Origin of the sequence: Halalkalibacterium halodurans, from assembly GCF_004376175.1 — a bacterium.
Lineage (GTDB): Bacteria > Bacillota > Bacilli > Bacillales > Bacillaceae_D > Halalkalibacterium > Halalkalibacterium halodurans.
Genome location: NZ_SNUY01000056.1, coordinates 1 through 22,586 on the forward strand (window position 1 = coordinate 1; position 22,586 = coordinate 22,586).

Consider the following 22,586-nt stretch of genomic DNA (forward strand, 5'->3'; position numbering starts at 1 on the left):
TTAGTACGAAGGAGGACTCAAGATGAAGTATAACCAAAATCACAAAATCAAGCAAATCACCGAATCAACACTCGTTATTGGCGTGGATATCGCCAAGGAGAACCATGTGGCTAGAGCTCAAGATGCCAGAGGAATTGAATTTGGCAAGCCAATGAACATTGAAAACAGCAGAGCCGGATTTCAACGATTTCGTTTGTGGATGAAGAGCCTCATGCGAGAACATGCCAAACCGGATGTCATTGTAGGTTTTGAGCCCACAGGGCATTACTGGATGGCATTTGCCCAGTTTCTGCGCCATGAAGGGATTAAGTATGTTGTCGTCAATCCGATGCATGTGAAGAAGAGCAAGGAATTAGATGACAATTCGCCCACCAAAAATGATGTAAAGGATGCCCGAGTCATCGCTCAATTGGTCAAAGACGGACGGTACTCTGAACCCCAAGTCCCCACTGGCATATATGCTGAATTACGTAATGGGATGAACCTGCGAGACCGTCTACAAGAAGACTTACAACGCGTTCGGGGGCGTATTCTCAACTGGCTGGATCGCTTTTTCCCTGAATTTCATGAGGTGTTTAAGATTTGGGAAGGAAAGGCTGCACTGATGACGCTAGAGGCGTTTCCTCTCCCGCAAGAAATCATCAATCTGGGTGCGGAAAAGATCCTAAGACACTGGAAGCAAGAAGTGAAACGAGCCATAGGGATCAAGCGAGCCAATGCGCTTGTGGCGGCCGCCAAGCGTTCTGTTGGTCTTACGGAAGGTCTGTCAATGGCTAGGCAAGAACTCCAAAGCTTGATGGAACAATACCAGTGTTTGTGTGGACAAATGGAACAGCTCATGCAAGATGTAGAAGCATTACTAGAGCAGATTCCAGCTGTGCCCTACATGATGAGTATTCCAGGCGTGGGACTAGTGACAGTGGCTGGCTTCCTGGCTGAGGTTGGCGATCTGTCCAACTACACGCACCCACGACAGGTTCAAAAACTGGCAGGATTCAATCTGCGAGAAAATACCTCAGGCAAGTTCAGAGGTCAAACCCGCATTACCAAGCGGGGACGCCCCAAACTGAGATCCCTGTTGTATGCAGCGATACGCCCCATGGTGGCGAAGAATCGGGAGTTCAAGCAAATGCATGAGTACTTAACGACACGCTCCGAGAATCCGTTGAAAAAACAACAATCCATGATCGCGTTGTGCTGTAAGTTGATTCGCGTGTTATTTAGCTTAGGACACAAGCGTGTGTCTTACAATGGAGAAAAATGTCTCGGACACATCCGCTTGCAACAAATACAGAATGCTGCTTAGTCATGTTGAAGAAACACAAATATCTTTAAATATCTAGGTGTGCAGATCCTTGAAAAGCGAAGCACGGAGAAGCCTGTTGATTAATTTCACCATTCGGGCATAGACCCTGCAAAGGAGCTTTTACAGGCCTCCACCTCTGGTTAGGTTGGACGAAGGAATGTGCGGGCAAAGACCCTGAGAGAAATGGGAGGGTAACCCCCAGAGAAATGTGGAGATCCACTGGTGCGATCATATTTTTAAAGCGAGAAAGCATGATCTCTACCAGGATGGCATTCATATTTCCAACAAATGCATGAAATGCAAGTTTCATCTAATCAGAGGATAACAAAAGGCAATGAAATTCTAAGATATTTAAAGCATTTTGAAGAAAATCTTAATTTATAGAGGGAGGCATAAAATTATTTGAAACAAACTAGAACAATTAACTGGAGTGGTTACACTTGGAATGTAAAGGACACTCACGGGGGGAAATGGGGCCAGGGCCAAACTATTTTTCAAGTAGCCATGACAATGTATGGGTCGATGACGCAGGGAGGCTTCATTTGAAGGTCACAAGATGTAATGATATATGGTACTGTGCTGAAATATTTAGTACGCAAACGTTCGGTTATGGAACGTACCGTTTTTTCATTGATGGACGGCCTGACCAGTTTGATCCCAATATCGTATTAGGCTTATTTACGTATGATAGTATCTCCGCCGATGCCCCAGCAGTTTACCACCGCGAAATTGATATCGAATTTGCAAAATGGGGGGATCCACACGCCTTAAACACTCAATACAGTATCCAACCACCAAAAGCTTCTAACACTGAATCTTTTCAAACATTACTTAACGGATATCGGTCAACTCATAGCTTTAAATGGAGTCCATCAGAGATAAAATTTATGTCGCTTCACGGTCATTACTCAAAACCACCAAACCCTCTAGAATGGTACCTTATTAAAGACTGGTCCTATACTGGAGAGGATATTCCGAATACGAGAAACGAAAAAGCACATCTAAACCTTTGGTTAATGGATGGTAGGGCACCTATCGATCAACAGGATGCTGAAATCGCGATCACAAAATTTGAATTTGAACCACTGAATCATTAAAACATCATATTGTAACCTCGTTAACTTGTAGGGGACGAGGTTATTTTATATTTAAACTTTTGTGCACGGAACATTAGACTGTTATCCTTAAGACTATGATCGAACAATAAGAAATAACCTGACAGAAAGATGTCCAGTCTAATTTATTTTTTTATTTTTCGTCTCATTTCAAAGAATACTTCAGAAATTGAGACAAAACACAAAAATCAAGAAGTATTCAAAAGAAGTATTTTAACTAGTGGTTTGTCAAATGCAGTTTTTAGTAGATAGAAGTTTCGCAAATAATTTTGGTTCCTATAATATATATTATGTAAACTAAAAATATAATTTAACCGGTTTGTCTTATAAATTCTTATGGGGTCTTCGTCCACGTTTCTACTGTGTACAAAAATAGCCTCTTGCTAACCACACTAAAAATAGCACTATGTCCACCAAACCCGAAACCAATTAGTGGACATAGTATACTTCAGCTCGAATTGATTGTTCAGTACATATTCAATAAATTATTTAATAAAATGACTAAAATTGTTGTTCTGTAAGTGTTAATTCCCCTTTCTCTTTTTCATTAAAAAGTCCTAACCCTTTTGATCAATGGGATAAGGCATCCTATTTTTTGCCTTATTTAAACGAAACGATACTCGGATAAAGAGTAACGCAATCACCACAAATACACTGGCTATCCATGTTAAATGAAACAAATTTACGTATTTAACAATCAGACCGCCTAACCCAGCCCCCATGGTCATTCCAATATTCATTAGGGCGGTGTTAAAGCTGAGCACGATTTCGGATGACTGAGGTTTTAAAGAAATAAGGTAGAATTGTTTGGCTGGCGTGGTCGTCCATGTTGCTACTCCCCAAATCATAATAGTCAAAAATGTTCCTACTGTGGACTGTAGGGTAAAAGTGAATAGTAATAATCCAATGGCATGAATGATCAAGCTGATAGATATGGTACGAGCAGGCCCCCATTTATCTACTGCAAACCCACCAAAACGTGATCCAATAAAAGCGGACGTCCCAAGGACAAATAATGCGACACTGATCATTTCCAGCGGCATTCCTGCTTCTCTGCTTAGTAAAGGTGAAATATAGGCAAAGACCATCGTGTATCCTAAAATCCAGAAAATGGTCGTTCCTAAGCCAGTCATTAACCGTCTATCCTTCATGATCTGAAGCTGTGTTGTAAATGGAAGTGGTTTGTTCGCTTGAATTTCCGGAAGCAATTTATAAAGTGAAATTATAAGAAACAACGAAATAAGCGCGATAATAAGAAAAATATAACGCCAGTCGACGTAAGCAGAGAAAAACGTTCCTATTGGTACACCCAAAACAAGGGATACCGTAAAACCAGTAATAATTTTTGCGATCGCACTTCCTCGCTTTTCAGGAGAAACTATTTGGGCGGCATAATTAGTCGCCACCACAATATAAAGCCCCCCACTCATCGCCATCACCACTCGGGAGAACATCAACAACGAATAGGAATAACTTACAAAAGCGATTAGATTCCCAATCAGAAAAGTGAAAATAGCATACATAAGGACTTTCTTACGGTTATACTTGGCGGTTAGCAAGACAAGAATAAGTGCACCGGCTGCATAAGACAAGGAATACATAGTAAGCAATTGACCAGCGGCAGCAATTGAGACACCCAAGTCTATCGAAATGATTTCAAGAATGCCTGAAAAAACAAATTCGGCGGTTCCTGTGACAAAAGCTCCTAAAGATAGTAAAAAAATAGTCAAGGCTGTTTTTTTGTTTGACATGTTATCTGTCTCCTTCAATTATCGATGTTGCTTTTAGTGTAAATGCCGTGTTAACATAAGTAAAATTGATGTTTTTAATGCAGGAGATGAGTATACACTCATGACAATTGTTCGTTTTGAAGTCCTCACAAAAGTAGTGGAAGTTGGGAGTTTTACAAAAGCTGCCGATAAGTTGAATATGACTCAATCGGCCGTCAGTCATGCTATTTCCAGCCTAGAATCGGAATGGGGAGTCACCCTTCTGATTCGGGATCGTAGAAAAGGTATCTCTCTGACGGACATAGGTCAAAAAACACTTCCTCATATTAGGGGAATTTTAAATCGTATGGAGAAAATCAATCAAGAAGTGGCTTTATCCACCAATTTGGAAACTGGAACGATTCGAATTGGCACGTTTGCTAGTGCATCCTCCTGTTTGCTCCCAAAACTGCTGGTGACTTTTGAAAAAAAGCATCCGAACATTGAATTTATTTTTTATGAAGGAACATATGAAGAGATTAGCGAATGGCTGCAATCGGGAATTATAGACATCGGTTTTGTTGTAAAAGGTCAATCGAATCCTGAATTTGATGTTTTTCCACTTATTAAAGATCAAATGGTCGTTGCTTTTCACCCTGAGCATTCCTTCGCTCAACAAACAACTGTTGAGATAAAGGCTTTAAAAGATGAACCATTTATTATGCCAACGGGCATGTACCAATCTCATATACGTGAACTATTTAAAGAAGGCGCTATTCAACCTTCCGTACGCTTTGAAGTCAAACTGCTCTTGATATCGCTCAGAAAGAGAAGCAACTTGCCATGCAAAAGGCTGATCATTTCTTTTTTCATTTTCTCCAAAGACTCCGGATTTTGGTGGTCCTCCTTGAGCAGCAGCTACATTGCCGATCCCCCCTCCAACTAATAAAGAGATCGCTAGCCCAGCAACAAAAGGCTTTTTAAAAAGTGTAATCATCACAAATTCTCCTTTCGTAGCAAAGTAAAATGCAAAAAATACGGCTTTAACTAAACCTCCTTTCAATAAAGTGGCGCTGTCGATAAAAGAAAGGGCTTTCATAAAGTTGTGAAAAAATTAAATCTTTTACCTACTGGCTACTTATAATCCCATTATAGCAACAATAAACTTAGTTGATCCAGCGAACAAACTAAGTTATTTCAAAATAATCCGAATGTTATAGTAATTAAAACTTGTATTTAGTCCTATTTTAGTTGTCTTAAAGATCGATTAGTCCTAAGTACATGCTTTATGCCTTTTTCGTCAACAAAATGAAAGCATTTTTTATTACAACCAAAGAATGCACTTCACCGTCGAGATAGTGAAACAGGTCCACTTCTTCTTAGAGCTAGAGATTCAGCTTGCCTGGTAAGTGTTTTACATTTGATTCCATTCCCCAATTCTTTTTAAACACCGTATAGATCGTTACAAGGATTAACAAGAATAGAATAATTGGTTTTAAAAATTCAGATGGAATCAGTGAACGATATAAACACCTAAAGCCGATCCGACGATGGAAAGAGGCAATAAGGTAAAAACGAGTTTTTTGTTGATATGGCCAGATTGCAAAAAGTTAATCGTACTTGTCAATACTCCCATGGTTGCTACTGATTTGTTCATTCCTAAGGCGACTGAAGGTGGCAATCCAGCAAACAACAAAGCAGGAATTGAAATCAAGCCACCACCTCCGACAACCGAATCAATAAATGCTGCAACAAATCCTGATGCTAATAAGAAGATCAAAACCTCGATACTGATCTTGCCCATTGCCCTCTCCTTCCCTCCGCTAACATCGTAAGTTTTATTCGCTCATTATCGCATAAATGGAATAGAGTGTATATAAAGGCAAACAAACCATTGCACGGCAGCCCATTCTAAATCTACTTTTTTATGATATTTATCACAAAATAATGCCAATCTGCTTTACAAAATTGTAATATATTATTAAATTTTATTGTATAGGTCTGAAAAAAGGAGAATCCTAATCAACCATAATAGATCTGACTTATGTTAAATATCTCTTTCGAAAGTGCATTGTATGATCAAATATTTGAAAATCATTTGCACAGTAATGCGCAAAATAGAGATTACAGCTGTTTGTTTAATAGAAAGGATGAAGTGTATGGGGTTAATTAACGTATTGATTGCTGATGACCAGACCCTTATGAGGGAAGGCCTGAAGACGATCATCGATCTTGAAGACGATATGAATGTGACCGGTTTAGCAAAGAACGGAAAGGAGCATTCCTGTAATGAAGAAATTTGAGGATTGAACAAAAAAGAGCCCTCTTGGTATGATACGAGGTGTCCAATCGTTGCAACGAAAAAGGACCCTTAATTGATACCCAAGGAGGACTCGTAATGAATTATACTCAAAATCGTAAACTTGCGCAAATCACACCATCAACATTAATTATTGGCATTGATATTGCCAAAGACAAACATGTCGCACGTGCTCAAGATGATCGAGGATTAGATCTTGGAAAGCGTTTGGTCTTTGAAAATCGAATCTTTGGCTTTGAAGCCCTCGTTGAGTGGGTAAAGCAACACCAAGAAAAACACAAGAAGAATCACGTCATTTTTGGCGTAGAACCAACAGGACATTATTGGAAGAGTCTTGCTTACTATCTAACGGCAAAAGGTTACGACTTTGTCGTCGTGAACCCAATGCACGTTAAGAAAAGTAAAGAACTTGATGACAATTCTCCAACGAAAAACGATACGAAAGACGCAAAAGTGATCGCCCAGTTAATCAAAGATGGGCGATACTCTGTACCAAACCTCTTAGATGGCATATATGCGGAACTAAGAGAATGCGTAAAAATTCGAGATCAGCTTACTGAACAATTAATGATCACAGAAGGTCGCATTCAAAATGTGATTCAACGCTACTTTCCAGAGTTTTTCGATGTGTTTGGAGATTGGGAAGGCAAAGCCGCTCTCTGTACCCTAAAGCTGTTTCCGTTCCCCTCTGATATTCATAAAAAGACACCAGAGAGGGTTCTTCAAGAATGGAAACCGTATGTCCAACGAGGAGTTGGCATTAAGCGCGCAACGAAGCTTGTAGAAACAGCCAAAAAGAGCATTGGAATTGAAGTAGGCTTGAAATTTGCCAAGTGTGAACTGAAGAATCTTATTGAGCAGTATGAGCTTTTTAAGCGGCAATTAGAAGAGTTGGATCAGGAATTAGAAGCCATCGTTGAAACATTACCTGGTGCCCAACAAATGATGAAAATTCCAGGCTTAGGGGCGGTGACTGTTGGATTATTCTTTGCGGAAGTTGGGGACATTTCAAAGTACTCTCATCCTCAACAATTAGTGAACTTAGCAGGGCTATCATTACGTGAGCACAGTTCAGGTAAATTTAAAGGGCAAACAAGGATTACAAAGCGAGGAAGGAAACGATTACGCCGAGCCTTATATTTAGCGATTCGTCCCCTTGTCGCCCATAATTCAACATTTAAAGCCCTGCATCACTATTACACCAAACGCCCTGAACGCCCTTTGAAAAAGCAACAATCTTTGATTGCCTTGTGTTGTAAGTTACTACGTGTGTTGTTTGTCATTGGTCAAAAACAGTGTGAATTTGATGGTTCAAGATTAATAAAAGATATTCCTCAAATGGATGGATTACAGGCAGTGTAACCTTAGAAAGCAGATCACCCAAAGTGGCTTGACACGGAGCCTCTGCGGGCATGGCTCCTTGGCGAAGCGGCGAGTCATCCAATGATTCGCCCATGGCTAAGGAAGCCTACCATGCCCGCCACTCCATGTAAAGCCGTGCATCATCTGTATACTTACAAATAACAAACACCAATAGTGCAGAGTCGGAGTTTATTTTCACCATACGGGCTTATGACCCAGCAAAGGAGCTTATCCGACCTCCACCTCATGGATACGCAGGACGAAGGAAGGTATGGATACCAATCCGGAGAGACATGGGAGGGTTAGCGACCGTGAGTAGCGTGGAGATTTATAGGCACGGTCATACTACTCAATTACCAAACTATACCAGTTTGGACGTTAGGATGGATTATCCCCTGTAAGAAATTTTAATTCGTTCTACTTCTATCCAGTAGTACTGGTGAGATTACTATTTGGTGTTAGTGAAATTTGGAGAATACATGAGTATTAGCGAGAAAATTAAACTTTATTGAGGGAGGTATTGGATCAAATCCCCTGCCTTCTTCCCCATGTGATCTTAATGGACATTCAAATGCCTATAATGAATGGGATTGAATGTTTAAAGGTAGTTAAGAGAATTTATCCCCACATTAACGTATTGATGTTAACAACGTTTGAAGATGATGATTACATTATTGAAAGTTTGGTCGGTGGAGCCAATGGTTTTTTGTTGAAAGATTTAAATTATGACCAACTGATCTATTCCATACGTCAATCGGTTGATGGACAGATGTTAATCCCTAACTCCATTGCCGTTAAGCTAGCCAAACAGCTCTCTAAATATAATGAGCTGACTGAAGTGGATTTACAAATTGAAAAGTTAAAAAAAGAAGGGTTGCATTTTTCTGAACGGGAACGACAAATTGCCTCCCTTTTAGCCCAAGGATTGACGAATAAAAAAATTGCCGAGAAACTTTATATTACGGAAGGTACTGTGAAAAATTACATAAGTGAAATTTATAGCAAGATCGGGATCCGTGATCGGATGCAAGCTTCCACCTATTTGCGAGATTTAGGAATCAATGACTAGAGAGCTAGCCAGAAAGTGCAAGTTTAAGCTATCTGTCTTGTAACAGCTTCACACGAATTGACTACCTCTTTTCATTTGAAGATACATATAGGGGAGATATGATCTCATAACAGAATAACCAAGGATACTACACCTATAGATTCTTCTTGATTACAGAAAAACGCTTATCTAGTCTTTTAGAACACTAGATAAGCGTTTTTCTGGCTAAAACTTATAAAAAAAGTTATGCATTTAATTGTATAGTTTCATCATTTTTACTCACTTTTTAGTTGAATATTATGGAAATAATAAGCAAGCTACCTAGAATTAATACGCCCTTAATGACCGTTCCCTCTTTAAATTACAACTTCCTCAATATGTTATATAAATTACCTTTGTTTTTATTAATTTGTACTTAGTATAGCAAGTTTGTTCTTTATAAAGAAATGAAAAGTTGATAAACCTTCTCGCTTCCTTTATAATGTTCTTTATAAAGAACAATTTCAGTAAGGAGAGGTTGACGTTGAGGTCCATCCCCTGTTTAACCGAACCATTTTATGCTAAGTTAAAAATTATACAGGTTCATAGGCGACAGATCTCCTCTAAGGATTCGCTTGTTCAAGTTATTGAATTAGATATGAGAAAGCTTCGGTTTCGATCCGATTTAAAATTTCCTGTCTCTTCTAATGTTGTTTATGCTTTGTATGCCGAATTACTCGACTGTGAGTTTGAATTTGTTGGAACGATCGTTAAATCGATTTTCTTACAAAAACGAGCGGGCTTTGAATATCAACTGAACTACCTTGAAGGCGTACGTACAAAAAAGCCTTCAGCCGGTGCACTGCTTTCTGCCATCGCCTTTCTCGAAGCACTAGGTCATGAAGAAGGCCAACTAAACGCAAAAGCCAACAATCTCTAACGTTCTGATTGTTGGCTTTTCCATTTTTGGAATTCAAGATATTCCTTAAATTGGTCTTTGCTTATCCCTGATTCCATTGCTTCCTTGACTAGTTTCTTCCAATCTTCATCAAGCTCTTCTCTGCTAGTAGTGTCTTGTGTTGATTGTAATAAAGATTCGACAGAAACGTCCAGCACTTGGGAAATTTTTTCTAAGAAGTGAATGGATGGATTGGTTTGAATGTTCCGCTCAATTGAACTAAGATACGATTTGGCCACTCCTGCCCGCTCTGCTAACTCGGAAAGAGAAAGCTCTTTTTCCAATCGGTACTTCTTTACACGTTCTCCAATCATCAAGACCGTTCCTCTCTTTGCTTACCGAATTCGTTGTCATCATTATAACAACGAATTGAATGTTCTGTAAATAGAACCTATTAGATGATCTTGATTTTCTCTTTTTGTGAAACAGTTAAAAAGGAGCGGACTTCTTCAATAGTTAATCCTATTCTTTTTGCCTCCACGATTAATGCATACCATTCTTGATCAAGAACTTTTTCTCCATTCATCCTTGTCCCTCCACAAAAGATTTGATCCAATTACACATAGCCGTTCCCATAACGTCTCAGAAATCTTTGTGACTACGAATCCCTTACCTATTTTAAATAACATTACGTCATAAGTTTAGTTACTTCGGTCATACTTCCAGTCATAATTTATTTGTGCTTTCTGAAAATTTTTGACTAATTTGTCGGTTCATTAGTATAGGGCCTCGGTCATCTCGGCTTGTACAATTAGGCGATGGGTCGGATCTTTCACAGGATCACACGTAATGAGCGTAAGTACTGGAGCTGTTCCGTCATGTTGTAAAATGTCGATATTCGTAGGTTCAACAACTGTTATACTGTAAACCGTATATCGATACATGTGATTATTCGTTGTGACGGTAATGACATCCCCTACTTCGACTTCATCGAGCCGATTAAATTGCCTACCGTATGTTCGACTTCGGTGAGCGGCGATCGCTGCGTTCCCTTTTTCTCCGATTGGTGATGACTCAATCATATGGCCGGCCCCAACTTTTAACGTCTCTTGATCAACACCTTGTAAGACTGGGAGCTTTAAAGAAATTTTCTCGATCTCTAATACACCGATCGCATGTGGTTCTTCGCTAGAAAGGAGGTGTGGTTCTTCATTTGAAAAGGCTTCAAGCTCCCTATTTATTTTTTCATATGAATCAATCAATCGGGTTTCGTAGAACGAATAATACTCGGTCTGTAATCTTGGAAAAAACATAAAAAGTAAGCCGAAACTAATGAACAAAACAGCTGTAATCGTTCTCATGATCCTCCTTCTAGCGACTCCTTACGATTTTTTCGGATGAGAAAGACGATACCGATTGAAAGAAGAAGAATCCCGATCAAATACATCCATGTCTGCACGGCTTCACCTGTTTGTGGTAATATCCCGCCCGGTCCACTCATCGAACCATCTGCTGGAAAATCAATTGGAGGCTGGAGCGTGCTTAACCGACCTTCCGAACGAATCTGAAAGACAATGTCAGTCTGCAATCCTTGATATTCATTACCTGCCTCTTCTGGGAAAGTGACTGTAATAAATAACACATCGTCTTCACCTGAGGATAGAGCTCTTGAATCTAGCTTACGAAAATCTTTTAATTTTCCTGAGTGCAACGTCTGCCATTCATCTTTAATCGTTACATCCATGATGTTGTATAGCGCTTTCGAGCCTGAAACAAAAGAAGCTGACAAGACATAAGTACGATCATCCCCCTGGTTTACTATTATTAGTTCACGCGGAATCCAATCCCCTGGCTTTAAATGGTCCACGGAGAATAAAACATCTGCTGGGAACGTTTCAATATCGATCGTTGGCATCCGATCTGATGTAGCATATCCTGTCGTTGGAAATAAGAGCAACAAGAAGCTTATCATCAGTATCATTATCCTCAATATAATCACCACCCCACGAAAAAGAAAATCCATCCATTTTATGAGAGATTTCAGCGACTGTTGGTTTTAGCTTTACTTCTACTTACCTACCCTCAACGCGCTTCACTACTAAATTTTTGTATGAATCATCACGTTGAAGAAAAAGTCAAGGCAATGGACGTACATCACCTTGACTCCTATCGGGTTTTCGTTGTATTTAACGCGCTTGACCTGGTTTTTGTGTTGCTTCAAGTTCATGAGTAACTTTAAGTGTCAAGCCTTGATATTTATTTTGAACGAATTCTCTTGAACCTTCTTTCCGTTCATCAGTCGGAACGAAAGTAATTTTCATTTTTAATCGATCGGTATGACCGACTGGTAAGTCTTTTTTACCTGATTCCCAGATTAGCCACCTGCGATAGTTATCCGCGATATTTCCAGATTGACTTTCGAGTTCAGCTAATGTTTTTCCAGAGATTTCTGGAATAATTTTTCCTTCATTGCTTAGGAAATCGACTCTTAATTGGGTAGCAAAGTCAGCTCCCTCATCAGAGGATTTTAATTTCTTACCATTTTTATACACTTCTGTTTGTGTGAACATAAGTACTTCATGAATATCAAGTGTTCCATTATTTGTAATTGTAAACTTGCGCGTCATGTGGTCTCCGGGCTTCAAATTATTTACATCAAAGACGATTGTTGGATCAACACCTAGATCGATTGTACCGGCAGCAAAGGAACTCTCAATCGTTTCCACATCGTTAAACCACGCATACGTTCCTCCACCTAAAAGTGAAACCCCTACCGCTGCGGTAATAACCGCCATCCCTACTTTTCTTTTAATTGTCATAAAGAGTCCTCCTTAAATATTCCCCCAAATGTTAGGTTGAAGGGGTTTTTTATCTATGAAAACCGCCAAATGCGGATTTCATCATGAGGTTTGATCCACTTGCTTTTGCTCCTGACGTTTTTCAAGCGTCCCAATCGCTCGCCAAAGCGTAATGATGGAATACAAGATAAGTAAAACCCCAGGAACAATCATTAAGAGTGCCGTTCCTTCTTTCGTCGTTGCAAATGTGAGAATGTATCCTAGGTACGGGACAGTAAATCCTGTGTATTCACCAACGACATTGGCTGCCAGTACAGGCTCAAGATCAGCCGCGTCATTGTTATCCCCTTTTGTTACATATTGAACATGGTCTCCGTTTTGCAGCACCTCTACAATTCGGTGCGTGACAAGTGTATTGTCTTCTTTTAAAAAGGTAATGACATCTCCGGCCTGAAAACCAGTTCCATTGCCTTCTACTTGTTTCACAGCTATAATCGAGCCTGTATGGAATGCAGGCTCCATTGAGCCGGAGAGAACCACATTTAATTGATGACCAAACACGGTTGGTTTTCCGCCAGAGGCATGAGAAATAATCGAGAGCATCGCGACGGAGATCATTAATAGAAAAAGAAGAAACGTCATTGATTTACTAATGATTTTCAGTATCTTCATCGGCACCTTGCTCCCCTCCAGTTTCAAGATGGTTCTGTTTCGTGCGGCCTTCTTGCTCCTCTATGTCAGAATGCTCCTTTTCTTCGTTTTTCGGCGAAGGAAAATCGCTAGACTCGTCTTCTTCCAGGGTTGTGTCTTCCTCAAATGTCTCTTTATCTTCCTCCATTGAGCTTCTTTCTGCTTCGTCTATCTTTTCTTCAGGCTGTTTACAATCTTTCAAAACAAATGCATCCCCATCTTGCCAAACTTCGCCTTCTTCAGGGTGCCCCTCTTCTTGATAGACTTTAAACTTATAGCGACCTGGTTCTGTTGGTTCGTATGTCAATTCCAATGTTTCTCCTGCTTTGAGAGGATCAATGGTACCTTCATAAAGGATTGTTTCATCCGTAAACGTTGGCTTGCCTTTCAAGTTTGGATCAAAGTACACAACATATGTAATGCTTTTTTTCATGTCACCGTCGCCAGCATTTTTAATCGTTACTGATAGTTCTTCACAAGAACCTTTTTGCTCCCCTTGTAGGAACGTGAGAGAACTACCCCTCCATTCTTCTTTTACGTCATCTTTTCCATCGTCCCACTCACCTGCGTTCGTCGAATGTTCAATGGTGACAACTGCATTGAAGGAAGCAGTCGTAGGCTGTGTGATGGAAGCGAGCGAAAAACATAACAAATAGATAAGAATAAATGTTTTTACAAAAATAGAGAAAGCTACTTTCTTTTTTTGTCGAGCAGTTAAGCGATCTTTGCGCAAAACTCCATCACCCCCAGCAGCTTCGTTTTGTTCTTTATAAAGAACTAACACTGTCAGTATAGATCTATACATTAAGAAAAGAAACCTCTGTAAAGAACGATAAGGACGATATAACGAACATTTTTCACACATTCTCTTTGAATAACTCATGATTTCTCACGTTTTTGTTTTTTATAAAGAACAAAAAATGACATGAATCAAGTTCCTTAATGGATTTAGTTATCCTTTCGGTTATGTTGTCGTTAAACAGATGACGACTAAGGTTCGTTCGAAAAAGCCCTCATCCTCTTACTATATAAAGTGAAAAAGCTCACCTTAACGGCGAGCTTTTTCATTATTATAAAAGTAGGCATTCGTTAAAACATTATATTCTATTTAAAGAACGAATTAGTGTGGTTCACGTGAACGAAGGTAATCAATCCGTTGATCGATGCAGCCGTAGCTTGCTTGACAGGGACTTGCCAAATAAACAACGAAAGTCCTGCAGCCACAAGAAATGAAATTGGCATCGCTTTACTTGCAGGCATCCGCATCCCAACTAATAAGACCCCCACAACAATAATGGGTAACAACGACATAAAGGCTAACCAGCCGGTGGTCAATCCGCCTCTCCCCTTTCAATAGATTTAGACTATCTATATGAAAGCGACCATCTTCGCAACGTTCGTTAGGAGCTGTGATGGATCTGTTCGTATGTGTCGATAGACGAACATAGTCGCAAGCTTGAGATGCGATGAAAACTATTATGTAAGGAAGCACTTCCACCTAAGGTGATGGAAGTGCTTATTCATTTACACGAGTTCTTTTGCGATTTTTTGTTTAAACTCTAGGCGCCGACGATGCAAGATCGGTTCTGTATAACCACTCGGCTGTTCTGTCCCTTTTAACACGAGCTCTAATGCTGCTTGGAAGGCGACAGACTGCTCAAGATTATCAGCCATTGGACGGTAAGCGGGATCCCCGGCATTTTGTTCATCCACTACTTTTGCCATGCGTTCCATCGTTCGAATCACTTGCTCCTTACTTACGATGCCGTGACGAAGCCAATTGGCCATATGTTGACTCGAAATGCGCAAAGTGGCGCGATCTTCCATTAATGCTGTGTTATGAATATCAGGCACCTTAGAGCAGCCGATCCCTTGTTCCACCCAACGCACGACATAACCGAGAATCCCTTGGGCATTATTATCAAGCTCTGCTTGAATGTCCTCATTCGTCCAGTCGGTAGAGCCAGCTAGAGGGATTTCAAGAATCTCCTTGCGATAGCACGTTTGATCATCTGCAAGTGTCTTTTGAATGGCAGGTACATGGTGGCGATGATAATGAATGGCGTGAAGCGTCGCTGCTGTTGGCGATGGCACCCATGCTGTATTTGCTCCAGCTTCAAGTTGACTTCCTTTCTGTTCCATCATCTCGTTCATATGATCCGGCATTGCCCACATTCCTTTTCCGATTTGAGCTCGGCCTCGGAAACCACAAGTTAGGCCCGTGGCTACATTGGATCGCTCATAGGCTGAGAGCCAGCTAGACGACTTCATATCCCCTTTGCGAATCATCGGGCCCGCTTCCATCGATGTATGAATCTCATCCCCAGTTCGATCCAAAAATCCCGTATTGATAAAGACGACCCGTTCCTTTACTTTCTCAATGCATGCTTTTAAATTTAGGGACGTGCGCCGCTCTTCATCCATGACGCCGATTTTCAACGTATGACGTTCCAAACCGAGAATGTCTTCAATTCGATTAAACAATCGATTGGCAAAAGCCACTTCCTCCGAACCATGCATTTTTGGCTTTACGATGTAAACCGATCCTTTTTTTGAGTTTCGGAATGTGCCATTTTGCAACAAATCATGCTTAGCAATTAGGCTCGTAACGATTCCATCTAGAATGCCTTCTGGCACTTCCTCGCCTGATTGCGTTCGAATAACAGGCGTGGTCATTAAGTGTCCAACATTCCGGATAAACATGAGCGAACGCCCTGGTAGCGAGAACGTTTCTCCATTTGGTGCCGTGTAGCTTCGATCCTCGTTTAACTTTCGCTTTTTTGTTTTTCCTTCTTTCGTAAACGTTGCTTCAAGTGTTCCTTTCATAAGACCAAGCCAGTTTTGATAGACAGCTACTTTGTCTTCAGCATCAACAGCTGCGACGGAATCTTCACAATCCATAATTGTGGTTAGCGCGGACTCAAGGACAATGTCCTTCACCTTTGCCCGATCACTTTTTCCAATTGGGTGTCTTGCATCGATTTGAATTTCTACGTGAAGTCCATGATGAAGAAGAAGAATGACAGATGGGTCTCCTTGTGAACCTTGGTAACCGACAAACTGTGTCTCGTCCTTTAATCGTGTCATCTTTCCAGATTCAAGTGTAACGACTAGTTGCTTATCCATGATGGCATAGTTGATAGCCTCATGATGAGAGCCGCTTGTAAGCGGGAACGTATGATCTAAGAAGTCTTTGGCAAACTGAATAACTTTGGCTCCTCGTTTCGGGTTGTATGTCCCCGTTTTTTCGCATCCGTCCTCTTCTGAAATGACATTCGATCCGTAAAGGGCATCATACAAACTTCCCCAGCGAGCATTCGCTGCATTAATCGCATATCGTGCATTGTTGACTGGAACCACTAGCTGTGGTCCTGCTTGCGCCGCGATTTCATCATCCACATTTTCCGTTGTAATGGTTACATGTTCAGGGATTGGCTCTAAATAGCCGATTTCTTCTAAAAACGAGTGATATGCTGAAAAATCAATGGGTCCTTTGTTTTTTTGATGCCACGCATCGATCGTTGCTTGAATTTCTTCACGTTTAGCGAGAAGCATCTTGTTTTCTGGCATCAATTCAGTGATGATTTGCTGGACACCAGACCAAAAATCGTCCTTCTTAATCCCCGTTCCAGGAAGAGCCCTCTGCTCAATAAATGTTATTAGTTTGGTCGCCACCTGCAAATTTCCCACATGTTCGTATGTTTCCATCATAACTCCTCCTTTATTTATTTAATGATTGTTTGATCTCAACACAACGGCTAGGGGAAGGGAAAAGCTTCCCGCCGTTTAGGAGATTGCGCGGATTAAACACTTGGCGTATTTCGAGTTGGGCATTGATTTCCTCTTCTGTAAAGACGAAGCGCATCTCTTCTTTCTTTTCAATTCCGATCCCATGCTCACCTGTGATGGTTCCACCAACGGCTGCACACGCCCGGAGACATTCACTCCCTGCTTGTAGCGCTCGTTCGGTCTCTCCTTCTACCGTCGCATCAAACAGAACAAGGGGGTGAAGGTTACCATCACCGGCGTGAAAAATATTTGCGATTCGTAGCCCGTATGTTTCGCTGATTTTTTGAATCGTTGAAAGCACGACCGGAAGCTTTGTCCGCGGGATCACTCCATCTTGTACGAGGTAATCAGGTGAGATGGCACCCATGGCACCAAAGCCTGTTTTTCGGTTCGCCCACCATTTCATCCGTTCTTCTTCAGATGTAGCTACTTTCACCTCGCGAACATGATGCTTTCGGCAAACGGTTAAAATACGTTCAATTTGTTGATCCATTCCGGCAGAAATGCCGTCCACTTCGATTAGCAAAACCGCTTCCGCATCAAGTAGGTGCCCGATAGGGAAAGCGGCGGCCTCCACGCCTTCCATCGCTATGCGATCCATCATTTCAAGCGCTGCTGGGACAATCCCTTCTGAAATGATGTCAGACACCGTGTGACTTGCATCGCTCACTTTGTCAAAGTAAGCTAAAACCGTCTGTTTCGCCTCTGGATGTTTCAAAATGCGAACGGTAATTTTTGTAACAATTCCAAGTGTTCCTTCTGATCCCGTCATCAGTCCAAGCAAATCATACCCAGGTTCATCCAATATTCCAGCTTTTCCGATTTCCACAATGTCCCCATTCGGGAGTACCACTTCCATTCCTAAGATATGGTTCGTGGTAACTCCGTATTTAAGACAGTGGGCGCCGCCAGCATTTTCTGCCACATTACCACCGATCGTGCAGCAATATTGGCTGGATGGATCTGGCGCATAGTAATACCCTTTGTCCTCAATGAATTGAGTAAGCTTTATATTGACATAACCAGGTTCAACGATCGCGCGGCGGTTTTTCAGATCGACTTCAAGTAAGCGCTTCATCCGTACGAGGCTAATAATGACCTCCCCATTGATCGGGATCGCCCCACCACTTAGTCCTGTTCCGGCTCCTCTGGCGAGAAAGGGAAGGTTATGATCGTGACAGTAACGGACAATGCTTGCCACTTCCTTTGTATTTTCCGGAAACACAACCGCCTTTGGCAAATGTTTATGAATCGTAAACCCATCGCAATCATAGGCTAGCAAATCTTCTTTCTTATATAGAACCGGATTGTGTCCGCTTAACAGCTCGTGAAAAGATCGGATGTGAGGATCTTCATGCTCGCGCTTCCTTCCAATCATAGTCCATCCCCTCCTTCCGTCTTCAACTCTTCCTGCTGGTAAGCCAAGTCAAGCAATTGAACCGTATGAATGATTCTCTGATTATCTCCGTATTTTTTGACGCCCATAGCCATTTGCAGCATACAGCCAGGGTTCCCCATAGACACCATCTCTACATCACTTGGGACGCACTCCATTTTTTTCTCTAGTACTCTACTAGCCATCTCCGGATGCGTAAGATTATAAATGCCGGCACTGCCACAGCACCGATCAGCGTTCTCCATCGGAATTAACTCAACGCCAGGAATTTTCAGCAATAAGTCTCGTGGCTCCTGACGCACGTTTTGTCCGTGTGCGAAGTGACAGGCGTCATGGTAGGCAACTTTTGCACGGACTTCCCCTTTTGGCTTCTCATAGCCTGTATCATACAAGTGCTTGGAAACATCCTTCACCTTCTCGGCAAATGCTTCCGCCCGTTCATACCATTCCCGATCGACTTCGCGAAACAATTCAGGATATTCTTGGAGCATGGAACCACAGCCTGCTGCATTGACAATAATCGTCTCTTCGTTTTCAAAAGCTTTCATGTTCTGCTTTGCAAGTCTTCTTCCCATCTCTCGATCACCTGCATGAACATGCAGAGCCCCGCAGCACGTCTGATCTTTTGGGAGCGAAACGTCGTTTCCGTTTCGCGTTAACACGCGTATCGTCGCTTCATTTACTTCACTGAACATGACATCCATCACACAACCTGCCAATAACGCAACTCTCTGCTTGGACTGCCCCTTAGCTTTTATGAACGATTTCTTGCGATAACGCTTCTGAACAGGCGTTGATACTTCAGGTATGACGGCCTCCATGTCTGCGAAATGCTCAGGAAAAAGGTGAAGCAATCCTGTTTTTCGCACTGCTTTTCGTATACCTACCTTTTGATACACTTTCACCAATGAACCGAGAGCGTGTAGACGATGAGGGTAAGGGAAAAGCCCACGGAGAAATAAATGGCTTACAACCTTTTTCCACCCAGATAACGGAAGAGCTTGGCGGATTTGTCCTCTGGCTTCTTCAATTAAGCCACCAACCTCTACATCTGCAGGACAAGCTGTTTCACAGGCACGGCAGTCAAGGCACGTAAACACCGGATCGGCAAATGCTTCATTCACTTCGAGCTTTCCTTCTGCTACCGACTTGATTAAATGAACGCGCCCCCTCGGCGATTGCTGTTCATGGCCAGTCAGCTCGTATGTAGGACAGGCCTCTAAACACATGCCGCAATGGACACAGTCCGCCCACTTGTTTGGATCGGGGTGATCGGACCAGTGATAGTTAGTCAATGATGGAGGCGAACAAGGTAGCTGCTTTGTGCTACTCATGATTAAATCCCCCCTACAAAGCGAGTTTGATTGAGTATTCGCTGTGGATCGATAGCCTGTTTAATCCCTTGTAACAGTTCCATGTAAGCAGGTGGTTCTCCCCATACATCGACAGTTTGTCGAATCGTAAGAGGAGCATGTGTGAGAACGAGATGTCCAGAGGCACCTGCAATAACTTGACGCAAATCCGCGATCGCTAGACAAATGTCTTGTTCGTCTCCTGTTAAGATGATCACACCGAGACCATGCCCCACACCGCCATGAAAAGAGGTAGAAACATGATATTGGACTGTTAATCGCTTACATTCTTGCAGCACCGAAAAAAGATCGAAATTTTTGACTGCTACTTTGAGCTTAACTGCTGTCTGTTGGTTGGATTGATCCAATGTTTGAATTGACTCCCTTTTTCGCCATTGATCCCAGAATCTATTGGCATCTTCTCGCTGAAAGATGGCAGCGTTCGTTCCCTTTGGCAATTGTGATAAGACGTATTGTTCTTGATAGTGAACCGAGGACGGTATATCTTCAAAGCTAATCAGAAGGCCTAACGCCACCTCCCCTGTGACTGCTTCCGTCCATGTCGAATTCATGATTTCAAGTGCAACCGGCTCCATATAGGAATCAAGTAAACTGGCGACAACATCTTCGATCAGTGTCAGTTGGTTTTCGTTGAAAAAGGCAATGATTACTCGCTCATCCTTTGGAAGCGGGCGTAGCTTTAAGGTCACCTCTGTCATGACGCCCAATGTTCCCATCGAACCAATAAACAACTTATTCATATCGTAGCCAGCCACATTTTTGACAACTTTTCCACCAGTACGAATGATGCGACCATCAGGATAGACGACCCGTAAGCCGATGACATGATCCCTAGCTGCTCCATGACGGAGGCGTTTAGGTCCGCTTTCATTTGTGGCAATCATGCCCCCAATCGTTGCAGCTTCATCACAGGGCATGTCGAATGGGAGCGCCTGCTTAAAAATGGCAAGCTCTTTTTGAAGTTTTCGTAGAGGCGTTCCAGCTTTCACAGTCACCGTCATGTCTCCTATCGAGTGGTCTACGATGCCTGTAAACTGTTGAAGTGATACGACCCATTCCGTTTCTAATAATGTCCCAGCAAACCCCCGTTTCGTTCCAGCTCCTTCAACTGTTACAAGATGCTCCTCTTCACTTGCAAGTGTCAGAACATCGGCTAGCTCTCGCTCCGTTGTTGGGACAACTTCTAGTAAACCTGTATTTCCATAGGGATCGTTCATTCGGTCACGTTGTACAACTTGGCTATTATTTAATTGTTTGACAAGTTTGGCGTGCGCATTAGAGACGATCATCTCATCCTCCCCTAACTAAGTTTCTTAATAAGAAACTTAGTTTCCTGTAATGAGTGAAAAGTAAACGCTTTTTCAAGCGTTTTTTCTTTGATGCAGATCTTATCTCGTTAGTTCCATTAAACCATCTGTTTTCCTGTTTTTCAATAGAATTGTGAGATTTTTTCGAAAACATCTCTATTTAAATGTCTTGATAGCCTAAACGCCGGGATATCTTCTTACCAATAGCTATGATCAATGGTCGTAACTCATGCAAGCGCTCTTTCGATAGGCGCATAGATGGGCCAGAAATACTAACAGCAGCCGTTATAGCCCCTTGATAGTCGAAAATTGGAGCTGCAATGCACGTAATTCCTGGCTCGTTTTCTTCCATTTCATACCCGTAGCCTTCTAAGCGTATTTTCTCTAATTCCTTCATAAACGTTTCTTTATCGGTGATCGTCCGCTCCGTATGAGGTGGCAACCCATAGCGTTCAATTAAACTAATTTGCACCTTTTCTGGTAAATAAGCCATAATTACTTTGCCGACACTCGTGCAATGAATCGGTGCTCTCCGGCCAATTTTTGAATGGGTTCGAAGTGTCTTTGTCCCTTCCAGTTTGTCAATGTAAATCATCTCCCCTTGATCATATAAAACGAGATGGACGACCTCATTTGTTGTTGCCTCAAGCTGTTCTAAAAATGGCCGCGCTTGTCGGCGAATGTCGATCGATTCTAACAAGGTTGCGCTTAACTCTAAATATCGGTAACCTAGACGGTATTTTTTTGTTTCTTCATCTTGCTCAATAAATCCGTGTTCCACAAGTGTAGCCAAAAGCTTATAGGCTGAGCTTTTTGTGAGTGATAGCTTGGCTGCCACATCGGTAACCCCTAGTCCTTGTTTATGTTCGCTCACAAGCGAAATGATCGTTAATGCTCGATCGACGGATTTAACCATATAACCTTCCCCCTTATGGCGCTAGCCCCATTATAGCACAATAAAAAAGCACTTAACCGAACGTAAAAAAATAAACCATCGCACCGATCAGCATGAACGCGACGAACCGCTCGCCTAATAATGAACCTGTTTTTGTAGTAAAAGGAAAGCGAACCCTCGTTTTTAAAGGATAAAATAAACGAATCCCCTGAGATGTCATCGCATCGAGAATAAAATGGCTAACGACCCCACTTAATAGTCCGAGTGTGATGTCGGTTGAATAGACTGGTAGCCAGTTCAATAGCCAGTAGATTCCTAGTAAAAAGAGGAGACTGTGGGTGAACGAACGGTGACCAAATGTTCGTAAAAGCACTGTTGAAACAACTGGTAATGCGCGGCCAACCATCGATCTCGGGTGACAAATGTCAGGAATAAGCGCGCCAAAAAGAGCCGCGCTATAATAAATGATCGGTTGCTCTACACTTAAAGCATTAAAATAGGCCATCGCTGCAGCAGCTGTAAATCCGCCGATAATATGTGTTGGTCCTGTCATGATGTTCAACTCCTACTGTAGAGAGAAGCTACATGTCACCATAACCCT

Annotated in this window: 23 protein-coding genes; 7 read left to right on the forward strand and 16 right to left on the reverse strand. The window is 41.9% G+C overall.

Annotated features, from left to right (window positions below):
• The first annotated feature begins 22 nt into the window (after positions 1–22).
• On the forward strand, positions 23–1,306 hold the full coding sequence (locus E2L07_RS15620) for an IS110 family RNA-guided transposase (RefSeq protein WP_053430222.1): 1,284 nt from the start codon (positions 23–25) through the stop codon (positions 1,304–1,306).
• 440 nt (positions 1,307–1,746) lie between these two features.
• Entirely contained in the window at positions 1,747–2,403 is a 657-nt protein-coding gene (locus E2L07_RS15625) for a glycoside hydrolase family 16 protein (protein ID WP_134230030.1), read from the forward strand.
• A 575-nt stretch (positions 2,404–2,978) separates the two neighbouring features.
• On the opposite strand, the gene E2L07_RS15630 is transcribed toward E2L07_RS15625, so the two are convergent.
• Positions 2,979–4,172, reverse strand: a complete 1,194-nt coding sequence (locus E2L07_RS15630; RefSeq protein ID WP_053431106.1) for an MFS transporter — start codon at positions 4,170–4,172, stop codon at positions 2,979–2,981.
• Positions 4,173–4,272: 100 nt separating this feature from the next.
• On the opposite strand from E2L07_RS15630, the gene E2L07_RS15635 reads away from it, so the two are divergent.
• A complete protein-coding gene (locus E2L07_RS15635; protein ID WP_243854970.1) occupies positions 4,273–5,076 on the forward strand; it encodes a LysR family transcriptional regulator in 804 nt (267 codons plus the stop codon).
• Positions 5,077–5,643: 567 nt separating this feature from the next.
• On the opposite strand, the gene E2L07_RS15645 is transcribed toward E2L07_RS15635, so the two are convergent.
• Entirely contained in the window at positions 5,644–5,934 is a 291-nt protein-coding gene (locus E2L07_RS15645) for a TSUP family transporter (protein WP_233443802.1), read from the reverse strand.
• A 355-nt stretch (positions 5,935–6,289) separates the two neighbouring features.
• On the opposite strand from E2L07_RS15645, the gene E2L07_RS15650 reads away from it, so the two are divergent.
• From E2L07_RS15650 to E2L07_RS15665, 4 genes are all read left to right on the forward strand, one after another.
• A complete protein-coding gene (locus tag E2L07_RS15650; protein WP_338121501.1) occupies positions 6,290–6,433 on the forward strand; it encodes a helix-turn-helix domain-containing protein in 144 nt (47 codons plus the stop codon).
• A 95-nt stretch (positions 6,434–6,528) separates the two neighbouring features.
• Positions 6,529–7,812 (forward strand): IS110 family RNA-guided transposase, encoded by a 1,284-nt coding sequence (locus E2L07_RS15655; RefSeq protein ID WP_134229235.1) that lies wholly within the window; start codon positions 6,529–6,531, stop codon positions 7,810–7,812.
• Positions 7,813–8,332: 520 nt separating this feature from the next.
• The gene (locus E2L07_RS15660) at positions 8,333–8,881 is read left to right on the forward strand and encodes a LuxR C-terminal-related transcriptional regulator (RefSeq protein WP_243854971.1); all 549 of its coding nucleotides are present in this window, start codon (positions 8,333–8,335) and stop codon (positions 8,879–8,881) included.
• Between the two features lie 502 nt (positions 8,882–9,383).
• Positions 9,384–9,779 (forward strand): hypothetical protein, encoded by a 396-nt coding sequence (locus E2L07_RS15665; protein ID WP_134230031.1) that lies wholly within the window; start codon positions 9,384–9,386, stop codon positions 9,777–9,779.
• Here the strand turns inward: E2L07_RS15665 and E2L07_RS15670 are convergent.
• The 14 genes from E2L07_RS15670 to E2L07_RS15735 form a co-directional block, all read right to left on the reverse strand.
• On the reverse strand, positions 9,776–10,111 hold the full coding sequence (locus E2L07_RS15670; protein WP_041820593.1) for a helix-turn-helix domain-containing protein: 336 nt from the start codon (positions 10,109–10,111) through the stop codon (positions 9,776–9,778). The two genes, E2L07_RS15665 and E2L07_RS15670, sit on opposite strands and share 4 nt — an antisense overlap.
• A gap of 80 nt (positions 10,112–10,191) precedes the next feature.
• The gene (locus tag E2L07_RS15675) at positions 10,192–10,323 is read right to left on the reverse strand and encodes an anti-repressor SinI family protein (RefSeq protein WP_134230032.1); all 132 of its coding nucleotides are present in this window, start codon (positions 10,321–10,323) and stop codon (positions 10,192–10,194) included.
• Positions 10,324–10,513: 190 nt separating this feature from the next.
• The gene (locus E2L07_RS15680) at positions 10,514–11,098 is read right to left on the reverse strand and encodes a class D sortase (protein WP_010898284.1); all 585 of its coding nucleotides are present in this window, start codon (positions 11,096–11,098) and stop codon (positions 10,514–10,516) included.
• Entirely contained in the window at positions 11,095–11,718 is a 624-nt protein-coding gene (locus E2L07_RS15685; protein ID WP_243854972.1) for an LPXTG cell wall anchor domain-containing protein, read from the reverse strand. Before E2L07_RS15685 ends, E2L07_RS15680 begins: the two co-directional genes overlap by 4 nt.
• Before the next feature lie 205 nt (positions 11,719–11,923).
• A complete protein-coding gene (locus tag E2L07_RS15690; protein ID WP_010898286.1) occupies positions 11,924–12,556 on the reverse strand; it encodes a CalY family protein in 633 nt (210 codons plus the stop codon).
• An 81-nt stretch (positions 12,557–12,637) separates the two neighbouring features.
• A complete protein-coding gene (gene sipW / locus E2L07_RS15695) occupies positions 12,638–13,207 on the reverse strand; it encodes a signal peptidase I SipW (protein WP_041821569.1) in 570 nt (189 codons plus the stop codon).
• Complete coding sequence (gene tapA / locus E2L07_RS15700; protein WP_166740102.1) at positions 13,185–14,030, reverse strand: amyloid fiber anchoring/assembly protein TapA; 846 nt, start codon at positions 14,028–14,030, stop codon at positions 13,185–13,187. The genes sipW and tapA overlap by 23 nt, the downstream gene beginning before the upstream one ends.
• A 299-nt stretch (positions 14,031–14,329) precedes the next feature.
• Complete coding sequence (locus E2L07_RS15705) at positions 14,330–14,560, reverse strand: L-lactate permease (protein ID WP_134230035.1); 231 nt, start codon at positions 14,558–14,560, stop codon at positions 14,330–14,332.
• Positions 14,561–14,749: 189 nt separating this feature from the next.
• Complete coding sequence (gene glcB / locus E2L07_RS15710) at positions 14,750–16,933, reverse strand: malate synthase G (protein ID WP_134230036.1); 2,184 nt, start codon at positions 16,931–16,933, stop codon at positions 14,750–14,752.
• 13 nt (positions 16,934–16,946) lie between these two features.
• Positions 16,947–18,392, reverse strand: a complete 1,446-nt coding sequence (locus tag E2L07_RS15715) for an FAD-linked oxidase C-terminal domain-containing protein (protein ID WP_134230037.1) — start codon at positions 18,390–18,392, stop codon at positions 16,947–16,949.
• Entirely contained in the window at positions 18,389–19,744 is a 1,356-nt protein-coding gene (locus E2L07_RS15720) for a (Fe-S)-binding protein (protein WP_134230038.1), read from the reverse strand. The genes E2L07_RS15715 and E2L07_RS15720 overlap by 4 nt, the downstream gene beginning before the upstream one ends.
• A 2-nt stretch (positions 19,745–19,746) precedes the next feature.
• A complete protein-coding gene (locus E2L07_RS15725) occupies positions 19,747–21,072 on the reverse strand; it encodes an FAD-binding oxidoreductase (RefSeq protein ID WP_134230039.1) in 1,326 nt (441 codons plus the stop codon).
• Positions 21,073–21,250: 178 nt separating this feature from the next.
• Positions 21,251–22,006: an IclR family transcriptional regulator gene (locus tag E2L07_RS15730; RefSeq protein WP_134230040.1), complete on the reverse strand. Its 756-nt coding sequence runs from the start codon at positions 22,004–22,006 to the stop codon at positions 21,251–21,253.
• A 52-nt stretch (positions 22,007–22,058) separates the two neighbouring features.
• Positions 22,059–22,538, reverse strand: coding sequence for a metal-dependent hydrolase (locus tag E2L07_RS15735; RefSeq protein WP_134230041.1), 480 nt, complete (start codon positions 22,536–22,538; stop codon positions 22,059–22,061).
• Positions 22,539–22,586 lie beyond the last annotated feature (48 nt).

Bases quoted from the DNA above. Each gene is read 5' to 3' on its own strand.
- tapA (WP_166740102.1), bottom strand. From the start codon at position 14,030: ATGTATAGATCTATACTGACAGTGTTAGTTCTTTATAAAGAACAAAAC.
- E2L07_RS15735 (WP_134230041.1), bottom strand. From the start codon at position 22,538: ATGACAGGACCAACACATATTATCGGCGGATTTACAGCTGCTGCAGCG.
- E2L07_RS15650 (WP_338121501.1), top strand. From the start codon at position 6,290: ATGGGGTTAATTAACGTATTGATTGCTGATGACCAGACCCTTATGAGG.
- E2L07_RS15670 (WP_041820593.1), bottom strand. From the start codon at position 10,111: ATGATTGGAGAACGTGTAAAGAAGTACCGATTGGAAAAAGAGCTTTCT.
- E2L07_RS15645 (WP_233443802.1), bottom strand. From the start codon at position 5,934: ATGGGCAAGATCAGTATCGAGGTTTTGATCTTCTTATTAGCATCAGGA.
- E2L07_RS15715 (WP_134230037.1), bottom strand. From the start codon at position 18,392: ATGATTGGAAGGAAGCGCGAGCATGAAGATCCTCACATCCGATCTTTT.
- E2L07_RS15655 (WP_134229235.1), top strand. From the start codon at position 6,529: ATGAATTATACTCAAAATCGTAAACTTGCGCAAATCACACCATCAACA.
- E2L07_RS15730 (WP_134230040.1), bottom strand. From the start codon at position 22,006: ATGGTTAAATCCGTCGATCGAGCATTAACGATCATTTCGCTTGTGAGC.
- E2L07_RS15720 (WP_134230038.1), bottom strand. From the start codon at position 19,744: ATGAGTAGCACAAAGCAGCTACCTTGTTCGCCTCCATCATTGACTAAC.
- E2L07_RS15725 (WP_134230039.1), bottom strand. From the start codon at position 21,072: ATGATCGTCTCTAATGCGCACGCCAAACTTGTCAAACAATTAAATAAT.
- sipW (WP_041821569.1), bottom strand. From the start codon at position 13,207: ATGAAGATACTGAAAATCATTAGTAAATCAATGACGTTTCTTCTTTTT.
- E2L07_RS15685 (WP_243854972.1), bottom strand. From the start codon at position 11,718: ATGATACTGATGATAAGCTTCTTGTTGCTCTTATTTCCAACGACAGGA.
- E2L07_RS15635 (WP_243854970.1), top strand. From the start codon at position 4,273: ATGACAATTGTTCGTTTTGAAGTCCTCACAAAAGTAGTGGAAGTTGGG.
- E2L07_RS15630 (WP_053431106.1), bottom strand. From the start codon at position 4,172: ATGTCAAACAAAAAAACAGCCTTGACTATTTTTTTACTATCTTTAGGA.
- E2L07_RS15680 (WP_010898284.1), bottom strand. From the start codon at position 11,098: ATGAGAACGATTACAGCTGTTTTGTTCATTAGTTTCGGCTTACTTTTT.
- E2L07_RS15690 (WP_010898286.1), bottom strand. From the start codon at position 12,556: ATGACAATTAAAAGAAAAGTAGGGATGGCGGTTATTACCGCAGCGGTA.
- E2L07_RS15675 (WP_134230032.1), bottom strand. From the start codon at position 10,323: ATGAATGGAGAAAAAGTTCTTGATCAAGAATGGTATGCATTAATCGTG.
- E2L07_RS15620 (WP_053430222.1), top strand. From the start codon at position 23: ATGAAGTATAACCAAAATCACAAAATCAAGCAAATCACCGAATCAACA.
- glcB (WP_134230036.1), bottom strand. From the start codon at position 16,933: ATGGAAACATACGAACATGTGGGAAATTTGCAGGTGGCGACCAAACTA.